Consider the following 16,409-nt stretch of genomic DNA (forward strand, 5'->3'; position numbering starts at 1 on the left):
GGGGCACGAGGTTGACGGGCCGCCCCGCGGACGGGTCCGTCAGGGGGTGACGACGGGGAAGGTGGGGCGCGGGGTGCTGAGGAGGCCGAGGAGTTCGTGCAGTGCGCCGGTCTCGCCGTCCTGTGCGCGCTCGCCCGGTTCGTGGCCGGCGAGCAGGCCGAGCAGTTGCGGCTTGGTGAGGGTCAGCGTGAGGTCCGGGGTGCGCTCCTTGGCCGGGGTGGGCGCGCCGGGCGAGCTGAGGTGGGTGAGGGCGCCGTGGGAGAGCGTCAGATGCCAGGTCCGGTCCTCGTCGGGGAGGTAGAGGTCGAGGGTGAGCGCGGTGGACCAGGCGCGGGGGCCGTCGATGCGGATCGCGAGCGAGTCGAGGAGCTGATCGACGGTCAGGGCCCGGGCCAGCTCGGGGTCGGCGGTCTCCGGCGGGGCCTCGGCGAGGGTGCCGCGCAGTTCGCTCGCACCGGTGAGGTAGAAGTTGCGCCAGGCGCCGTTCTCGCAGCCGTGGCCCAGCCGTTCGTAGACGAGGGCGAGTGCGCGCCGGGCACGGAGGTTGTGGGGGTCGGCGAAGACGGCGTGGTTGAGCAGGGTGGCGGCGAACCGGAGATCGCCGTCGGCGGCGTACCGCTTGCCCGCGTCCACCGTGGCCTCGATGCCGCCCATGGTCTCCACGTAGCGTCGGGCCTGCTCGGCCGGCGGGTGCTCCCACAGATGGGCGGGGTTGCCGTCGAACCAGCCCAGATGGCGCTGGTAGATCGCCCGGACGTGGTGGCTGAGCGAGCCGAAGTAGCCGTGGTGGGCCCAGGCCCGCTCCAGCTCCGGCGGCAGCCGCAGCTCCTCGGCGATCTCGGTGCCGGTGAGCCCCTCGTTGAGCAGCCGCAGCGTCTGGTCGTGCAGATAGGCGTACAGGTCGCGCTGCCCGGCCAGCAGGGCCGCCACGCGTTCCTTGCCCCAGGTCGGCCAGTGGTGGGACGCGAAGGCGACCTCCGCCTCGTCGCCGAACAGGGCCAGCGCCTCGCCCAGGTAGCGGGCCCAGGCCCGGGTGTCGCGGACGGCGCCGCCGCGCAGCGACAGGACGGTGTGCAGGGTGTGGGTGGCGTTCTCGGCCAGGCAGAGCGCCTGATGCGCCGGGAGGCTGAAGTTCATCTCGGCGGGGGCCTCGGTGCCGGGGGTGAGCTGGAAGACGGTACGGATACCGTCGACGATCTCCTCCTGGCCGGTGCTGGTGATGTCCACGGTCGGCGGGATGAGGGTCATGGTGCCGGTGGAGGGCGCGGTGCCCAGGCCGCAGCCGATCTGGCCGTCCGGCCCCTTGGGGAGCCCGGTTCCGTACAGGTAGACGGCGCGCCGGGCCATCGCGACGCCGGCGTCGATGTTCTCGCTGACCGCGTGCGCGAGAAAGCCGGCCGGCGCGAGGACGGGCACGGGGTGGTGGCCGTGCGGCAGCACGCCGCGGGCCCCGCAGAAGTGGTTGACGTGCGAGTGGGTGTAGATCAGGCCGGTGACCGGCCGGTCGCCGCGGTACTTGCGGTAGAGCTCCAGGGCCGCGGCGGCGGTCTCGGCGGAGCGGAGCGGGTCGATGACGATGACGCCGTGGTCGCCCTCGACCAGCGTCATATTGGCCAGGTCCAGACCGCGCGCCTGGTAGATGCCGTCGGTGACCTCGTACAGACCCTGCCGGCTGACCAGCCGGCCCTGCCGCCACAGGCTCTCGTGCGCGGTGTCGGGGCAGTTGCCGGCCAGGAAGGCGTAGGCCTCGGCGTTCCAGACCACCCGGCCGTCGTCCATGGTGATCTCGGGCGGGTCGAGCGCCGCGATGAAGCCGCGGTCGGCGTCGGCGAAGTCTTCGTGATCATCCACGGGCACAGCGGTCACGGACGCCACCTCTCCGGGGCGAGGGGCCACAGTCGGAGGACCCATGCAACCGATTTAACCGAATTTACCCGGTTACCGCATGCGTGCGGGCGGGCGGACCCGGCGCGGGGCGCACCCCCTCACCGCACCGTTCACCGCGCCCGGACGCGGCCTCGATGACGCTGCGGCGGCCGGCCTCCGGGGCCCGGCGCGCCCGCACGCACAGCCGCCGGCCGGCTCGCCCCGAGGGGCGTACGGTCGGCGGCTTGGTCACACGCCCCCGTGGGGAGCGCGTCTCAGGTGGCGCGGCGGCTCTTCGACGCCGCGGCGACGCACATCGCACCCAACAGGAACGTCAGGGCGCCGACGACGATGTTGTTCCAGATGACACCGGCGTCCGGAGCGCTGCCGACGATCCAGGGCGAGATGATCATCCACACACCGATCGCGCACATCGCGCCGCTCAGGCCGTACATCCGCTCCGGTGTCACGGTGAACCCGACCGCCAGCAGGGCGATCGCGATACCGAGGATGAGGTTGTGCGTCACGAGCGCCGGCTGTGCGGCCGTGAAGTGGAGGATCCACGGCGAGACCGCACAGTACAGGCCGACCAGGAACACCGGTCCGTCGACGAGTACCACGTCCCGCCCGCCGAGTACCCGGTCGTACCGGGCCTGCATCTCCGATGCATCGGGGTGACCGGCGAGATCTCCCCTGTGGTGTGAGACGTCGGCCATGCGACTCGCCTCCTTCGTTCGCAAGCTGGCCGTTTCCGCGCGGCATGGAACCACGCACTTTTTATTCTGCGCTTATGTCGCCTTTATGTGTAGATGAGGGGACAGGTGAATTGTGAACCAGTGCCGCCGAACCGCCCTCACCTGCGGTCGAGCGTCTTCCCCAGCCCCAGATTCCAGCGGCCGTCACGGCCGCTCAGCTCGGTCACGGTCAGCGGCGGAACGTCCAGCCGCCAGAAGGCCTCCTCGGGGACGCGGAGGGCGCACACCGCAGCGGCACGGACGACGTCCGGCTCGACGACGGCCAGCACCCGGCCCCCGTCCCGGGCCGTCCGCGCCAGCCAGCCCGCGATCCGCGCGCACAGCTGCCGCAGCGACTCCCCGCCGTGCGCCGCGAAGTCCGGGTCCGAGAGCCAGGCGGCCACCGCGGCCGGATCGCCGTCGGCGACCTCGGCCAGGGTCCGGCCGCGCCAGGCGCCCATCGCACAGCCCGCCAGCTCCGGCGCGGACCGGACCGGCAGCCCGAGCTCCTCGGCGGTGTGCCGGCACCGGAGGGAGGGCGAGACCATGCTCCGCTCGACGGGCGGCAGCGCTCCGGCGGCGACCCGGGCCCGGCGCCGCCCGGCCTCGCTCAGCGGGCCGTCGTCGTCGAAGCGCACCTCATGCTGAGCCTGACCCGCGGCCGCTGAGACCAACATCACCCGAGTTGTCATGACCTCTTCTTTCGCTTGCTGCCCGCGACGGCAACCTCTCGACACCACAAGGGAGTTGACGGTCCGGCGCGCCCTGTCCTGCGCCTCTCCGCCCCCTCGGGGGCCTTGGCCCGGCGGTCGGTCCGCGGTACCTTCCCGATGATATTGACGACGACATGACGGAAGCCGGTGGGATCCCGGCGCGGTCGCGCCACTGTATGTCCGGTCTTCACCAGCCCAGCAGGGCCGGGACCGGGCGAGCCAGACCCGGCATGTCGTCAGCACTCCACCGACAAGGGACGCGAGTTCCCCGCACAGGAGGTTCTGCCATGGCTCAGACCATCGCACCCCCGGCCACCGGCGCCGTCACCCCCGCCCCGCTCCCCCTCAAGGCCCTTGCCCCCTGGGCGCTGTTCTTCGGCGTCCTGATGCTCGTGCTGCTGTACTTCATCGGCGCGGAGCAGGGCGCGACCTCACTGCTCTCCGGTACCGAAGTCCACGAGTGGGTCCATGACGGGCGCCATCTCCTCGGTTTCCCCTGCCACTGATCGGACGCAGCATCCATGAACTCCGTCACCATCAGAGCCCTTCTGGTGCGCGGGATGCTCGCCGGTCTGGCAGCCGGTGTCCTGGCCCTGGTTGTCGCCTTTCTGCTGGGCGAACCGCAGGTGGACGCCGCCATCGCGTTCGAGGAAGCACACAGCCACGAACACGAGATGGAGGTCGTCGGCCGCGGTCTGCAGTCCACTGCGGGGCTGGCGACCGGCGTGCTGGTCTACGGCGTGGCACTGGGCGGGATCGCCGCGCTGGCCTTCTGCTTCGCGCTGGGGCGGATCGGCCGGTTCGGTGCCCGGGCCACGGCAGTGCTGCTCTCCGGAGCGGCGCTGCTGGCCGTCTACCTCGTCCCGTTCCTGAAGTACCCGGCCAACCCGCCGTCCGTCGGTGACCCCGACACCATCGGCACCCGCACCACCCTGTATTTCCTGATGATGCTGCTCAGCGTCCTGCTGGCCGTCGCCGCCACGATCCTCGGGCGGCGGCTGGCTCCGACTCTGGGCAACTGGAACGCCACGGTCGCGGCCGGCGCCGCGTTCGCGGTGGCCGTCGGCCTCGCGTACGCGTTCCTGCCGGCCGTCAACGAGGTGCCCGCCGACTTCTCCGCCACCCTGCTCTGGCAGTTCCGGCTGTCGGCGATCGCCATCCAACTGGTGCTGTGGGCGGCCTTCGGGCTGGTCTTCGGTCATCTCGCGGAGCGCGTCCTGCCGGCCGGGCAGGACGCATCCGCGGCCGAGAAGGCGGCAGCCGCCGTCTCCTGATCCGGCGGCCTCGGCCGGCCGGATCACCGAGGGAGGGCCCGCGACCACACGGTCGTGGCCCTCCCTCGTGGCATGCGTGGCGACCTGCCCGGCCCGTCCTGTCGCTCAGGACAGCCCGGTGATGCCGTCCAGATGCGGCAGATCGTGGTCGAGGCGCTCCCGTTTGGCGCGGAGGTAGCGGATGTTCTCCGCACGGGGCGGCATCAGCAGCGGGACTTGTTCGGCGACCGGGATACCGTGCCGCACCAGCGCCTCGCGCTTGCGCGGATTGTTCGACATCAGCCGCACCGACCGCACGCCCAGGTCCTGCAGTATCTCGGCCGCGGCGCCGTAGTCGCGGGCATCGACGGGCAGCCCGAGCGCGATATTCGCCTCCACCGTGTCCAGCCCGCCCTCCTGCAGCTTCATCGCCTGGAGCTTGGCCAACAGGCCTATCCCGCGGCCCTCGTGACCCTGGAGATAGACCAGAATGCCGCGTCCTTCCGCCACGATCGCGCGCAGTGCCGCGGACAATTGGTCGCCGCATTCGCAGTGGGTGGACGCAAAGGCATCGCCGGTCAGGCATTCCGAATGCATCCGGGCCAGCGTCAGCTCGCCGGCTACATCGCCGTGGACCAGCGCCACTTGCTCGATGCCGCTGCGGTGGTCGAGATAACCGACGGCGCGGAATTCGCCGTATGTGGTGGGCAGCCGGACCTCCACCACCCGTTCCACGCCCGGTTTTTGGCCCAGGGCATCGTCGAAAGCGACACGGAGGTTGCGCACGGCATCGTCGTCGGGGTCCATCATGGCGTGGATCGTACCCGCGTGAGGAAATGATCGTCAGGACTCACTCAGAACACAACAAGTATGCTGCGAAGTCCATGACTCGGTGAGTCAGCGACGAAAGGCCGCAGCACACCATGACCGCTTCGGGACACCCGACTTCGCCCCCCGGCCCGTGGCCGGCCGACACCACCGAGGACGTACGGGCGCGGCAGCCGGCGATGGCCGTGCTGCCCATCGGCAGCTTCGAACAGCACGGCGCCTTTCTGCCGCTGGCCACCGACACGGTGATTGCCTGCACCATCGCCAGAGAGCTGGCGGCCGCCCATCGGGTCCAGCTGCTGCCGCCGCTGACCGTGTCCTGTTCCCACGAACACGCCGCCTGGCCGGGGACCGTCAGCATTTCGGCGCGCACCCTGCATGCGGTCGTCACGGACATCGCCGATTCGCTGAGCCGGTCCGGTATCGACACCCTCATTCTCGTCAACGGGCACGGCGGAAATTACGTGCTGCGCAATGTCGTTCAGGAATCCGCCGGGCGCGGTGTGCGGATGGCGTTGTTCCCCGGATCGGCCGACTGGGACCGGGCACGCGCCCGGGCCGGGGTGCAGACGTCCGGGCACACCGATATGCATGCGGGAGAGGCCGAGACGTCCATTCTGCTGCACGCCCATCCCGAATTGGTCAAGGAAGGCTATGAATCGGCGGATTGCGTCGCCGATGACCGGAAGCACCTCCTGACCCTGGGCATGTCGGCCTATACCGAATCCGGAGTCATCGGACGGCCGTCACTGGCATCCGCCCGGAAGGGGCGGGAATTGCTGGCCGGACTGACCGAGACATTCGGCGAATATGCCGCACTCTTCGGGGCGGGGACACCGGCCCATGACTGAGGAACTCGACGCGGCGGCCGCCTGGGACCGGCTGCGGGACATCCGTACGACGGCCGGGGCGCACGCCGCCGGGATGGTGGCCGACGGCGACGGCGGGCTGCGGTGGGGACGGCCCGCCACCCCTGAGGCGGTGGAGCTCACCGCCCGCTATCTGCCGCTGTGCCTGGCCGGCCCCCGGGTCGCGTTCGCCCAGCTCGGACAGAGCCTGGACGGCTTCATCGCGACGCGTACGGGCGATGCCGACTTCGTCACCGGCCCGGAGGACCGCTGCCATCTGCACCGGCTGCGTGCGCTCGCCGATGCGGTGCTCGTCGGCGCGGGCACCGCGGTGGCGGACGATCCGCGGCTGACCGTGCGCGCCTGTCCGGGGACCAATCCGGTGCGGGTGGTGCTCGACCCGCGGGGCCGGGTGCCGCTGCACAGCGGGGTGTTCACCGATGGGGCCGCGCCGACGCTCTGGGTGGTGGGGCCGGATGTCACCCCCGCCTCCCGGCCCGTCGGGGTCGATGTGCTGGTGCTGCCGGATGCGGCGGCCTTCGCTCCGGAGGGTGTGCTGGCCGCGCTGGCGGCGCGCGGGCTGGGCCGGGTGCTGATCGAGGGCGGCGGGGTCACCGTGTCGCGGTTCCTGCAGGACCGGGCTCTGCACCGGCTGTACGTGACGGTCGCGCCGGTGCTGCTCGGCGACGGCGTCCCCGGGCTGCGCTTTCCGGGAACGCCGGTGATGCGGGAGGCGCTACGCCCGCCGCTGCGGCGCGCCCTGCTCGGCGAGGACACGCTCTTCGAGCTCGACCTGCGGCCGCTCGCCGCGCCGGGTGACGGAGCGGCGGACGAGCAGGACCGCGGCGCCGGGCAGGCTCGCCACGAAAGCCAGCACGCCGTAGATCACGGCGGTGGTGAGCCCCTGCGCCGCGCCTAGTCCGGCGGCGCCGAAGGCCCACGCGGCGACGCCTTCGCGTGGGCCCCAGCCGCCGACGTTCAGCGGCAGCGCCATCGCCAGCAGCGCCAGCACCACCAGCGGCACCAGTTCGGCGATCGGCGCGGTGGCTCCGGCCACCCGGGCGGCCAGCACGAACATCCCGAGATACCCCGTCAGGACCGCCACGGACGAGAGCGCGACCCCGGGCCACACCCCACGGCCGAGCAGGCCCTGCCGTACCTCGGCCAGCATGCCGCGGACGGCGCGTTCGGCCCGCGAGGCACCCCGCCGCGCCCGCAGCCGGAGGGCGGCCGCCGTCAGCAGCACGGCCACCGCGGCCACGGACAGCGCGACGGCGGGCGAGGTGAGGAAGCGGACGACCGGCGCCAGCACCGGGGAGGGCCGCACGAGCAGCACCGCCGCCCCCGCGACGAGCAGGACGAGCTGGCCCGCGGTGCGTTCCAGGACCACCGCACGCACGCCGCGGCCCAGGTCACCGGAGGTGCGGCCGTGGCGTACCGCGCGGTGCACATCGCCCAGCACGCCGCCGGGCAGGGCCGCGTTGAGGAACAGGGCCCGGTAGTAGTCCGCGACGGCCCGGCCCAGCGGCAGCCGCAGTCCGAGACCGCGGGCCACCAACGACCAGCGCCAGGCGCTGCACACCGTGGTCAGCAGGCCGATGGCGAGCCCGGCCAGCAGCGTGGCGGCGTCGATCCGGCGCAGGCCCGACACGAAGGCGTCGGATCCCAGATGCCACACCAGCGCCACCAGGATGCCCAGCCCCGCGAGCATCCTGAGCCACGCTGCCCAGCGGGACCGGTCCATCACGCGCTCCCGGACACGGGCCGGGGCAGCGCCAGCAGATCGGTGTGGTACACCTCGACGTTCAGGTCGCCCGCCGCGCACTCCTCCAGCCGGCGGCGCAGATAGGCGACGGCCTCGGGTGCCAGCTCCGGGCGCTGGGCGTGCGCGGCGCCGACCCAGCCGCGCAGCCATTCGGCGATCAGCGCCGACTCGACGCAGCCGAGCCGCCAGGGACTGGACCGCACCAGGACCGTCGCACCGCGCCGCTCGAACGCCGCGACCGCCGCCGCGATCGCATCCGGACCGAGCAGCGCGCGGCCCTGGTCCGTACGACGCTGATGGTCGTTGAAGGCCTCGGCGATCTCGGCATCGAGGGGATCGGACGGGGTCAGTTCGACCCGTCCGGCGACGGAGAGGGCCAGCAGCACCGGGCAGCCGGCGCCGACACAGGCCTCGGCGAGGTCCTCCACCTCCTCGCGGGTGAGCAGGTCGAGCAGCGCGGAGGCGGTCACCAGCGAGGTGCCGGCGAGGTCGGCGGCGCTGAGGTCGGCCAGATCGCCGCGCGCGGTCGTGGCCTCAACGGGCGTGCCGTCGGCGGCGGTTACCGGCATTCGCGCACCGGCGTGCTCTAGCAGCAGGGGGTCATGGTCGTGCAGGATCCAGTGCTGCGGCCCGGGCAGCCGGACGGCGAGCCAGCGCCCCATCGAGCCGGTGCCGCAGCCGAGGTCACGGATCACCAGCCCCCGGGTGCTGCCGTCCGGGCCGGCCTCAGCCGGCTGCGCGGAGAGCCGTTCGCGCAGCGGACGCAGCAGCTCCGGAGCCCGCGCTGCGGCATCGGCGCGCTCGCGCAACTCCAGCCAGTCAGGGGCGAATCGGGGCCGGTCAGGGGCGTTCATCGGGCGCTCCGGGGCTCGTGCCGAAGCCGTTCGAGCGTCCCGGCCAGACTGTGCGACGTCATCTCCCACCCCTCCAGCATGGCACGCCGCCCGCGTGCCGCTTCCCTCAGCCGGCCGCGCAGTTGCGGATCGCCGAGCCAGTCACGCAGCGCGCCGGCGAGCGCCGCCGGCCGTCCGGGCGGTACCAGGAGACCGGGCACACTGCCGTCCGGAGCCCGGCCGACCGCCTCCGGTACGCCGTCCACGTCCGTGGCCAGGACCGGAATCCCGCGCCCCAGCGCCTCGGTGACGACCATGCCGTAGGTCTCGGCGTACGAGGCGAGCAACAAAAGATCGGCGGCGGCATAGCGCGCGTCCAACTCGGCACCGGCCCGCGGCCCGGTGAAGGTGATCCGGTCGTCGAGGCCCCACTCCGTCACCCGGCGGCGCAGTTGGTCGGCGTACCCGGTGTCGCGGCCGGGCCCGCCGACGAAGGTGCAGCTCCAGGGCAGCTCGGCGACCTCCGCCAGCGCCTCCACCAGGAGGTGCTGGCCCTTGCGCGGGGTGACCGACGCGACGCACAGCAGTCCGGTGGCCCCGTCGGTGCCGGACGCGGCGGGCGCCGGGTCGGCCCCCGGCCTGGCGACATGGACGCGCGCGGCCGGCAGTCCGTGGTGCGCGACGAGCCGGCGGGCAGCCCAGTCGCTGGTGGCCACCACGGCCCCCGCGGCGTGCAGCGTGCGGCGTTCGCGGGCGTCCAGCTCCGCCGCCACCGCGGCATCGAGCCCGGTCTCGTCGGCCAGCGGCAGATGGACCAGGACGGCGAGCCGCAGCCGGTCCGCCTCGGGCAGGAGTACCTCCGGGACACCACAGGCGACCAGTCCGTCGAGCAGGACCACGGCGTCGTCCGGCAGCTGCGCCAGATGCTGCGCCAGCCCCACGCAGGCGGCGGCGTCCGGCCGCGGCCAGCTTCCGTGCGCGGCGTACGGGTGCACCCGCCAGCCCGCCGCCGGGAGATCGCGGCACACCCGACGGTCGTAGGTGTTGCCGCCGCTGGGCGCCGCCGGATCATCGACGTCGCCGGGCAGGACCACATGCACCACGCGCTCCGCCGTCGCCGTGGTGCCGGTGCGGGTCACAGAGTGCGCTCGTAGGTCGCCCAGGCGATGTGGGATTCATGCAGGGTGACCGATATCCCGGTCAGCTCACGGGCGCCCTCGCCGAGGTTGCCCGCCTGGATGCGGTCGGCGAGCCGGTCGGCAATCACCTTGGCCAGTGCCTCCGTCGAGGTGTTGATGCCGGCGAAGGCGGGCTCGTCGTCGAGGTTGCGGTAGTTCAATTCCCCGACCACGGCACCGAGTTCCCGGGTGGCCAGGCCGATGTCGACGACGATGTTGTCGTCGTCGAGCTCCGGCCGGCGGAAGGTGGCGTCCACGAGGAAGGTCGCGCCGTGCAGACGCTGTGCGGGGCCGAAGACCTCGCCACGGAAGCTGTGGGCGACCATCAGGTGATCGCGGACGGTGATGCTGAACAAGGCCGTTCCTCCGGTGTGATGTCGGTCTCAGTGACGGTGTCGCGAGAGGGCGAATTCAGGCGGTCCACGGGGGCCGCTGCGGACCCCGCCTAGCCGTCCGCCGGGGTGTACCGGATGCGGTGGCACAGCGCGGGGAGGTCGCCGGAGGCGAGCCGGGGCATCACCCGCGGCAGGTCCTCGAAGGCGGATTCGCCGGTGATCAGCGCATCGAAAGCGGGGTCGGCGAGCAGGTCGAGGGCGAGCGCCAGGCGGTCGGCGAAGGTACGGCGGGCGCGCCGGGCCGGGGAGACCGCGCCCACCTGACTGCTGCGGACGACCAGCCGGCGGGAGTGGAAGGCCTCCCCCAGCGGCAGGCTGACCTGCCGGTCGCCGTACCAGCTCAGCTCGATGACGGTGCCTTCCGGGGCGAGGAGTTCGAGCGAGCGGGCCAGCCCCTGCTCGCTGGCGCTGGCATGGACGACCAGGTCGCAGTCGCCCAAGGCGTCCTGCGGCAGCGCGAAGTCCACCCCCAGCGCCTCGGCGGTGGCCGCCCGTGCGGGGTCGGCGTCGACCAGCTGCACCCGGACGCCGGGGAAGCGGGCGAGGACCGCGGCCACACTGCAGCCGACCATGCCCGCACCGACCACCGCGATCCGGTCGCCGACCAGCGGCGCGGCGTCCCACAGCGCGTTCACCGCGGTCTCGACCGTGCCCGCCAGGACGGCACGCGAGGCGGGCACGGAGTCCGGTACCGGGGTGACCGCACTCGCCGGGACGACGTAGTGCGTCTGGTGCGGATAGAGGCAGAAGACCGTGCGGCCCAGCAGGGCGGACGGCCCCTGCTCGACGACTCCGACGTTGAGATAGCCGTACTTGACCGGCGCGGGGAAGTCGCCTTCCTGGAACGGCGCCCGCATCACGGTGTGCTGGCTCTCCGGAACACCGCCGCGGAAGACCAGGGTCTCTGTGCCACGGCTCACACCGGAGCAGACCGTGCGCACCAGGACTTCGTCGTCCCGGGGCTCCGGGACCGGCACCGTCCGGATTTCGCCCTGGCCTGAAACGCTTAGCCAAAAGGCACAAGCGACGCGCGGCATAGGGATCCTCCTGGACGCTACGCGGATGGTTCAACAATGCTGGGGATCATGGGGACGCCGTCACGATACGCAACACCCTTCGACTCCGCCACACGTCACGGGAGGCATGGTGGCCGTACAAGAGCGCTACGACACAAGGCCGTTCGGACCGGACATTACGGCAGGAATGGGCCTGCAGCTGTTGCTGCTGGAGGTGCTGTGCCGCGCGGTCGGCCTGAGCATGGTGGGCTGGCTGACGGGTCTGGTCTTCGCGGTGGCCACCTGGGCCGTCCTCACCGTCGCGGTGCGCCGGTCGTGGACCCTGACGTTCGGCCCGGCCAACCGTGTCACGCTGGCCCGCACCATCCTGGTCGGCGGCGTGACGGCGATGGTCGCGGACTCCTTCGGCCGGCACGTACCGGTCGCCGTGCTGATCGCGTTCGCCGCCGTGGCGCTGGTCCTGGACGGCGTGGACGGGAAGGTGGCGCGGCACACCGGAACGGCGACCCCGCTCGGGGCGCGCTTCGACATGGAGGTCGACGCCTTCCTGATCCTGGTGCTCTGCATCCACCTCGCGCTGCCGCTGGGCGCCTGGGTACTGGCCATCGGCCTCATGCGGTACGCCTTCGTCGCGGCCTCCTGGGCGCTGCCGTGGCTGCGCGGGGCGCTGCCGCACAGCATGGCCCGTAAGACCGTGGCGGCGCTGCAGGGCGTCGTGCTGGTGGTGGCCGGGGCCGGGATCCTGCCCAGGGCCTCGGCGGCCGCGGCGGTGGCAATGGCGCTGGCGCTCCTGGTGTGGTCGTTCGGGCGTGATGTCGCGTGGCTGTGGCGGGTCAGGGAGCAGGCGGGCGCGGCGGCCTTGCCGGCTCTCCGTGCGCGGCAGGTTCCCGCGTGGTCCGTCACGTCCCGGCGTGCCGCCCCAGATAGATGACCATCGCCAGGAAGAGCAGCAGGAGCTGGGTGACGACGATGTGGAGCAACACCCGTCGCCACAGGCCGTGCCGGGGGGCCCGGTGGGTGGGCAGCACCGCGCCGGGCAGCCGCGCCAGCTGGGTTCCGGGCCGGACCGCGGCCGTACTGGAGTGGTGGATGCCGCAGCGCGGCGAGGTGGCGCGAGGTACGGCGCTCTCCGGGCAGGCCCGGCCGTGGCCGGGTGCCGTGCGCAGCGGTCCCCGGCCGGGCGGCTGCCCGCGGCAGGGGCGTACGGTGCCGTGCCCGGAGGGCGTGGGTATGCAGGTACGGGAGCGGACCGCCCGCCACGGCGGTGGCCCCTTACGCCTTGCTGCGCCGGACATCAGCGCTCACCCTTTTCCGTCGCAGGACGAGCGGAGGGTTCCGGTCCGGTCACCGTGCCGGGAACGGAGCGGGCGGATCACGAGGCCGCCCCCACGCCGTCGGCCGCGGGCAGTGCGCCGGCCTCGGCCGGACACGGCGGAACCCAGGCACCGTTCACCGCTGCGCCCCGTCCCCGGGACGGGGCGCGGACCGCGTCACGCGCACTCGTTCCCTTACCGATTCGGCGAAACCGCCCACGCATGTCCTCCGCGTTCAGGCCGACCGGCCGTCGCGTCATCTGTTGAATTGCGGAATTCTGCAACTGTAGACGACGGGGACGGGCGGCTTGCAGGGGTGTGCCGGACACACCTCCTGCCCGGGATGTTCCCGGCGCCCGGGTGCGCCCCCGCCGGGTCGCCGCCGGCCACGGTCCGGCTCAACGGCTGCTTCCCTCATGGTAATTGCCGAAGGCGGACGCCGGAACCGCGCGGACCGCGTTCCGTGCCGGATGATTCCCGATGGACAGTTCCGCCCCTCAACCACATAGTGACGTCCATGACTTCATGGGTACGGCACACCACGTTCGACTGCACCGACGCCTACGGTCTGGCCTGCTTCTGGGCACAGGTGCTGGGTGGATCGCTGGCCGAGGACGATCTGCCGGGCGATCCGGAGGCCACGGTCACGGCCGCGGGCGGTGCGCTGCTGTTCCTCACGGTGCCCGAGGGCAAAACCGTGAAGAACCGGGTGCATCTGGATCTGCAGCCGCAGGACCGGAGCCGGGACGAGGAGGTCGAGCGGCTGCTGGCGCTCGGCGCGACCCTGGTGGCCGACCACCGCCGGGCCGACGGGACCGGGTGGGCGATCCTGGCCGACATCGAGGGCAATGAGTTCTGCGTGGAGCGCAGCGCGGCGGAGCGGGCGGGCTGACGCTGCGGGGACCAGGTGGCAGCGGACCCGGCGTCCGCGGCCGGCCGGGCCCTCCGGTCCGTTCGGGGCGCGCCGCGGCCGCCTCCCCCGCGGCCGTTGGGGTGATCAAGCAGCCCCGCTGCCCCCGGGCCGGTGTCGTCGGCCGGGCCTGGCGCGTTGTTCCTCCGTGACCGTTTTCCGCGCCCGACCGTGGTTTCTGCCGACCAGCCTCGCGGCATTCCTGACCGAGGTGTGGCCGGACGGGCCGGCTGACGCCCCGTCGGACACCGGCCCCGATGCCCGCCCCGACGCTCCGTCCGGCACCCGGCCCGATACCCGGTCAGCTGATTCCCCGTCCGCCGGCTCCGCGCCGTGCGGCGAGGCCTCCCCCACCGGCGACGAGGGCGTGCGGGACCCCGCTGACCGGCCCTGATGGGCGGTCCGGTGCCTGCCCGGGCACCGGACCTGACGGCGTGTCGCACACCGGCCGCCGTACCCACCGTCATCAACGGCTCACCACATGTGGCGAGCGAGCATGATCGCCCATAGCTTCGCCTCATGGCGCTACGACAGATGAAATACCTGAGCTGCGTCGCCGCGATGCTGGTCGGCGGACTGGGCGCGGCCGCACCGAGCGAACCGGCCGGACACCACGTCGTCCACCCCGGCGAATCGATCCAGCAGGCGGTGAACAGGGCGCGGCCGGGCGACACCATTTTCATCCGGCCCGGTCACTACCGGGGGAGCGTGCTGATCACCAAGCCGCGGCTGCGCCTGATCGGCGCGGGCCGCAGGACGGTGCTCGGCCCGTCCGGCAAGCGGGCCCAGAACGCTTGCGGACGCGAGGGCAACGGCATCTGCATCATCGGTGAGCGGGGCAGGCGGCTGCATGACGTCACGCTCCACGGGCTGACCGTCCAGGGCTTCCGGAAGACCGGCATCTGGGCCTCCCGCACCGACTGGCTGACGGTGCACGAGGTGACCGCGCGGCACAACGGCGTGTGGGGCATCGCGCAGGAGAAGTCCACCCGGGCGGCGATCCGGGACAACACCGTCACCGGCAACGGCGACTCCGGCATCTACCTGGCGAACGTCGTCGGGGAAGAGGGCGGCGCCACCGACAACCGGGGCGCCACGATCACCGGGAATCGGCTGTCCCACAACCGGATCGGCATCACCCTCCAGCGCGTCCGGAACCTGACGGTCGCCCACAACAGCATCGCCGGGAACTGCGGCGGCATCTTCATCGTCGGCGACGAGTCCCGGCCCCGGGCGGGCGCGCTGACGGTACGGGACAACACCATCGTCAAGAACAACAAGCACTGCCCCGCCAATGGCCGCCTGCCGTTCATCCAGGGGGTCGGCGTCCTGCTCACCGGCACCGAGCAGGCGCTGGTGCGGCACAACCTGATCCGCGAGAACCGCGGCGCCTCCCCGTTCTCCGGCGGCGTCGTGCTCTTCCCCAGCTTCGTGAAGTCGCTCAACGAGCGCAATGTCATCAGCGACAACATCGTGCTGCGCAACAAGCCCGTGGACCTGGCCAACCGGGACCGCGCCGGCCGGCACAACCGGTTCCTCCGGAATGTGTGCCGTACCTCGCAGCCGGCCGGACTGTGCCCACGGCCGCACCGGGAGCACAGGATGCACCCGTCGTCAACGGGAGAATAGAGGCGGAATGACCACCGTAAGTCCCACCCCCCAGCCGGCCATGCAGCTGCGTGAGCTGATCTTCGGCGCCGCGTGTGCGGCGGCCGTACGGGCGGCGGCGCGCCTCGGCGTCGCCGACGCGCTCGGCGACCGGCCCACCACCGCCGAGGAGCTGGCCACCGCGGTACGGGCCGAGCCGCGGCCGCTGGAGCGGCTGCTGCGCACCCTGTCCTGCTACGGAATCTTCGCGGAGACCGACGACGGGAAGTACGTCCACACGGACATGTCCCGGCTGCTGCGCGAGGACAACCCCCACAGCCTGCGCTACATCTCCCTGTGGTGCACCGAGCCGTGGACCTGGGACGCCTGGCCGCGGCTCGACGAGGCGGTGCGCTCCGGCCGCAACGTCTTCGACGGCCTCTACGGCAAGGGGTTCTTCGAGTACCTGCACCAGGACGCACCGGAGTCCGCCGAGGTCTTCGACCGGGCGATGACGACCTCCAGCAAGCAGTCGGCGCAGGACATCGCCCAGCTGCTCGACCTGACCGGGGCGTCGTCGGTGGCGGACATCGGCGGTGGCCAGGGGCACGTCCTGGCGAGTCTGCTGGAGAAGTACCCCGCGATGCAGGGCACCCTGCTCGATCTGCCCACGGTCGTGGCGAACCCGGACCCCCGGCTGCGGGACGGCGGCCCGCTCGCCTCGCGGGTACGGATCGTGCCCGGTGACTGCCGGAAGGAGATCCCCGTCCAGGCCGATGTCTACATCATCAAGAACATCCTGGAGTGGGACGACGAGAGCACCCGCCGCACGCTGCACAACGTCGTCGGGGCCGCCCGCCCCGGCGCCCGCGTCGTGATCATCGAGAACCTCGTCGACGACAGCCCCTCGATGAAGTTCACCACGGCGATGGACCTGCTGCTGCTCCTCAACGTCGGCGGCGCCAAGCACACCAGGGGCAGCCTGGTGAGCCGGATGACGGACGCCGGACTGAAGGTCGGCGAGCTCCGCGTCGTCAACCCGTATCTGCACGCCTTCGAGTGCACCGTCCCCGAATGAGCCCGGGCATACACGGCAGGTCGCCCGGCGAGGAGACTGCTCCTCGCCAGGCGACCTCGCCCCTGCCCGGGCCGGCGCGGACGCCGGGGGAT

17 protein-coding genes and 1 pseudogene are annotated in these 16,409 nt (G+C 72.4%); 8 read left to right on the top strand and 10 right to left on the bottom strand.

Translation table 11 applies throughout. The features are described 5' to 3' along the window. Positions 1-39 precede the first annotated feature (39 nt). From BKA18_RS03665 to BKA18_RS03675, 3 genes are all read right to left on the bottom strand, one after another. Positions 40-1,866, bottom strand: coding sequence for an alkyl/aryl-sulfatase (locus tag BKA18_RS03665; RefSeq protein ID WP_366046086.1), 1,827 nt, complete (start codon positions 1,864-1,866; stop codon positions 40-42). Positions 1,867-2,141: 275 nt separating this feature from the next. Continuing rightward, positions 2,142-2,582 (bottom strand): SPW repeat protein, encoded by a 441-nt coding sequence (locus BKA18_RS03670; protein ID WP_006606526.1) that lies wholly within the window; start codon positions 2,580-2,582, stop codon positions 2,142-2,144. Between the two features lie 137 nt (positions 2,583-2,719). Continuing rightward, entirely contained in the window at positions 2,720-3,292 is a 573-nt protein-coding gene (locus BKA18_RS03675) for a histidine phosphatase family protein (protein WP_366046087.1), read from the bottom strand. Positions 3,293-3,600: 308 nt separating this feature from the next. On the opposite strand from BKA18_RS03675, the gene BKA18_RS03680 reads away from it, so the two are divergent. Both BKA18_RS03680 and BKA18_RS03685 read left to right on the top strand, forming a co-directional pair. Continuing rightward, positions 3,601-3,819 carry a CbtB domain-containing protein gene (locus BKA18_RS03680; RefSeq protein ID WP_006606524.1) on the top strand — a complete coding sequence of 73 codons (219 nt, stop codon included), beginning with the start codon at positions 3,601-3,603 and terminating at the stop codon, positions 3,817-3,819. A 15-nt stretch (positions 3,820-3,834) separates the two neighbouring features. Then, positions 3,835-4,587: a CbtA family protein gene (locus tag BKA18_RS03685; protein WP_366046088.1), complete on the top strand. Its 753-nt coding sequence runs from the start codon at positions 3,835-3,837 to the stop codon at positions 4,585-4,587. Positions 4,588-4,692: 105 nt separating this feature from the next. Here BKA18_RS03685 and ribA read toward each other — a convergent pair whose 3' ends face one another. Continuing rightward, complete coding sequence (gene ribA / locus BKA18_RS03690; RefSeq protein ID WP_093488411.1) at positions 4,693-5,373, bottom strand: GTP cyclohydrolase II; 681 nt, start codon at positions 5,371-5,373, stop codon at positions 4,693-4,695. 116 nt (positions 5,374-5,489) lie between these two features. On the opposite strand from ribA, the gene BKA18_RS03695 reads away from it, so the two are divergent. Next, positions 5,490-6,245: a creatininase family protein gene (locus BKA18_RS03695; RefSeq protein ID WP_366046089.1), complete on the top strand. Its 756-nt coding sequence runs from the start codon at positions 5,490-5,492 to the stop codon at positions 6,243-6,245. Between the two features lie 73 nt (positions 6,246-6,318). Then, positions 6,319-6,876, top strand: a pseudogene (locus BKA18_RS03700) (RibD family protein); the annotation flags it as partial. 102 nt (positions 6,877-6,978) lie between these two features. On the opposite strand, the gene BKA18_RS03705 reads toward BKA18_RS03700, so the two are convergent. The 5 genes from BKA18_RS03705 to BKA18_RS03725 all read right to left on the bottom strand — a co-directional run bounded on the left by BKA18_RS03705 (position 6,979) and on the right by BKA18_RS03725 (position 11,450). Then, positions 6,979-7,986: a lysylphosphatidylglycerol synthase transmembrane domain-containing protein gene (locus tag BKA18_RS03705; protein WP_235448895.1), complete on the bottom strand. Its 1,008-nt coding sequence runs from the start codon at positions 7,984-7,986 to the stop codon at positions 6,979-6,981. Then, entirely contained in the window at positions 7,986-8,861 is an 876-nt protein-coding gene (locus BKA18_RS03710; protein WP_366046090.1) for a class I SAM-dependent methyltransferase, read from the bottom strand. Before BKA18_RS03710 ends, BKA18_RS03705 begins: the two co-directional genes overlap by 1 nt. Then, positions 8,858-9,979 carry a glycosyltransferase family 4 protein gene (locus BKA18_RS03715; protein WP_366046091.1) on the bottom strand — a complete coding sequence of 374 codons (1,122 nt, stop codon included), beginning with the start codon at positions 9,977-9,979 and terminating at the stop codon, positions 8,858-8,860. The genes BKA18_RS03710 and BKA18_RS03715 overlap by 4 nt, the downstream gene beginning before the upstream one ends. Next, positions 9,976-10,374, bottom strand: a complete 399-nt coding sequence (locus BKA18_RS03720; protein ID WP_093481881.1) for a 6-pyruvoyl trahydropterin synthase family protein — start codon at positions 10,372-10,374, stop codon at positions 9,976-9,978. Before BKA18_RS03720 ends, BKA18_RS03715 begins: the two co-directional genes overlap by 4 nt. An 89-nt stretch (positions 10,375-10,463) precedes the next feature. After that, positions 10,464-11,450: a zinc-dependent alcohol dehydrogenase gene (locus tag BKA18_RS03725; RefSeq protein WP_366046092.1), complete on the bottom strand. Its 987-nt coding sequence runs from the start codon at positions 11,448-11,450 to the stop codon at positions 10,464-10,466. Positions 11,451-11,616: 166 nt separating this feature from the next. Here BKA18_RS03725 and BKA18_RS03730 point away from each other — a divergent pair, with 166 nt between their 5' ends. Then, entirely contained in the window at positions 11,617-12,360 is a 744-nt protein-coding gene (locus BKA18_RS03730; RefSeq protein ID WP_366046093.1) for a CDP-alcohol phosphatidyltransferase family protein, read from the top strand. Here the strand turns inward: BKA18_RS03730 and BKA18_RS03735 are convergent. Further along, positions 12,329-12,724, bottom strand: a complete 396-nt coding sequence (locus tag BKA18_RS03735) for a hypothetical protein (RefSeq protein WP_366046094.1) — start codon at positions 12,722-12,724, stop codon at positions 12,329-12,331. The genes BKA18_RS03730 and BKA18_RS03735 overlap by 32 nt on opposite strands. Positions 12,725-13,259: 535 nt before the next feature. Here BKA18_RS03735 and BKA18_RS03740 point away from each other — a divergent pair. The 3 genes from BKA18_RS03740 (at position 13,260) to BKA18_RS03750 (ending at position 16,317) form a co-directional block, all read left to right on the top strand. After that, complete coding sequence (locus BKA18_RS03740; RefSeq protein WP_366046095.1) at positions 13,260-13,634, top strand: VOC family protein; 375 nt, start codon at positions 13,260-13,262, stop codon at positions 13,632-13,634. 537 nt (positions 13,635-14,171) lie between these two features. Further along, a complete protein-coding gene (locus BKA18_RS03745) occupies positions 14,172-15,281 on the top strand; it encodes a right-handed parallel beta-helix repeat-containing protein (RefSeq protein WP_366046096.1) in 1,110 nt (369 codons plus the stop codon). A gap of 7 nt (positions 15,282-15,288) precedes the next feature. Next, the gene (locus BKA18_RS03750) at positions 15,289-16,317 is read left to right on the top strand and encodes a methyltransferase (protein ID WP_147245381.1); all 1,029 of its coding nucleotides are present in this window, start codon (positions 15,289-15,291) and stop codon (positions 16,315-16,317) included. The last annotated feature ends 92 nt before the right edge of the window (positions 16,318-16,409 follow it).

The organism is Streptomyces auratus (genome assembly GCF_050433025.1).
In the GTDB taxonomy this organism is placed as follows: Bacteria; Actinomycetota; Actinomycetes; order Streptomycetales; family Streptomycetaceae; genus Streptomyces; species Streptomyces sioyaensis.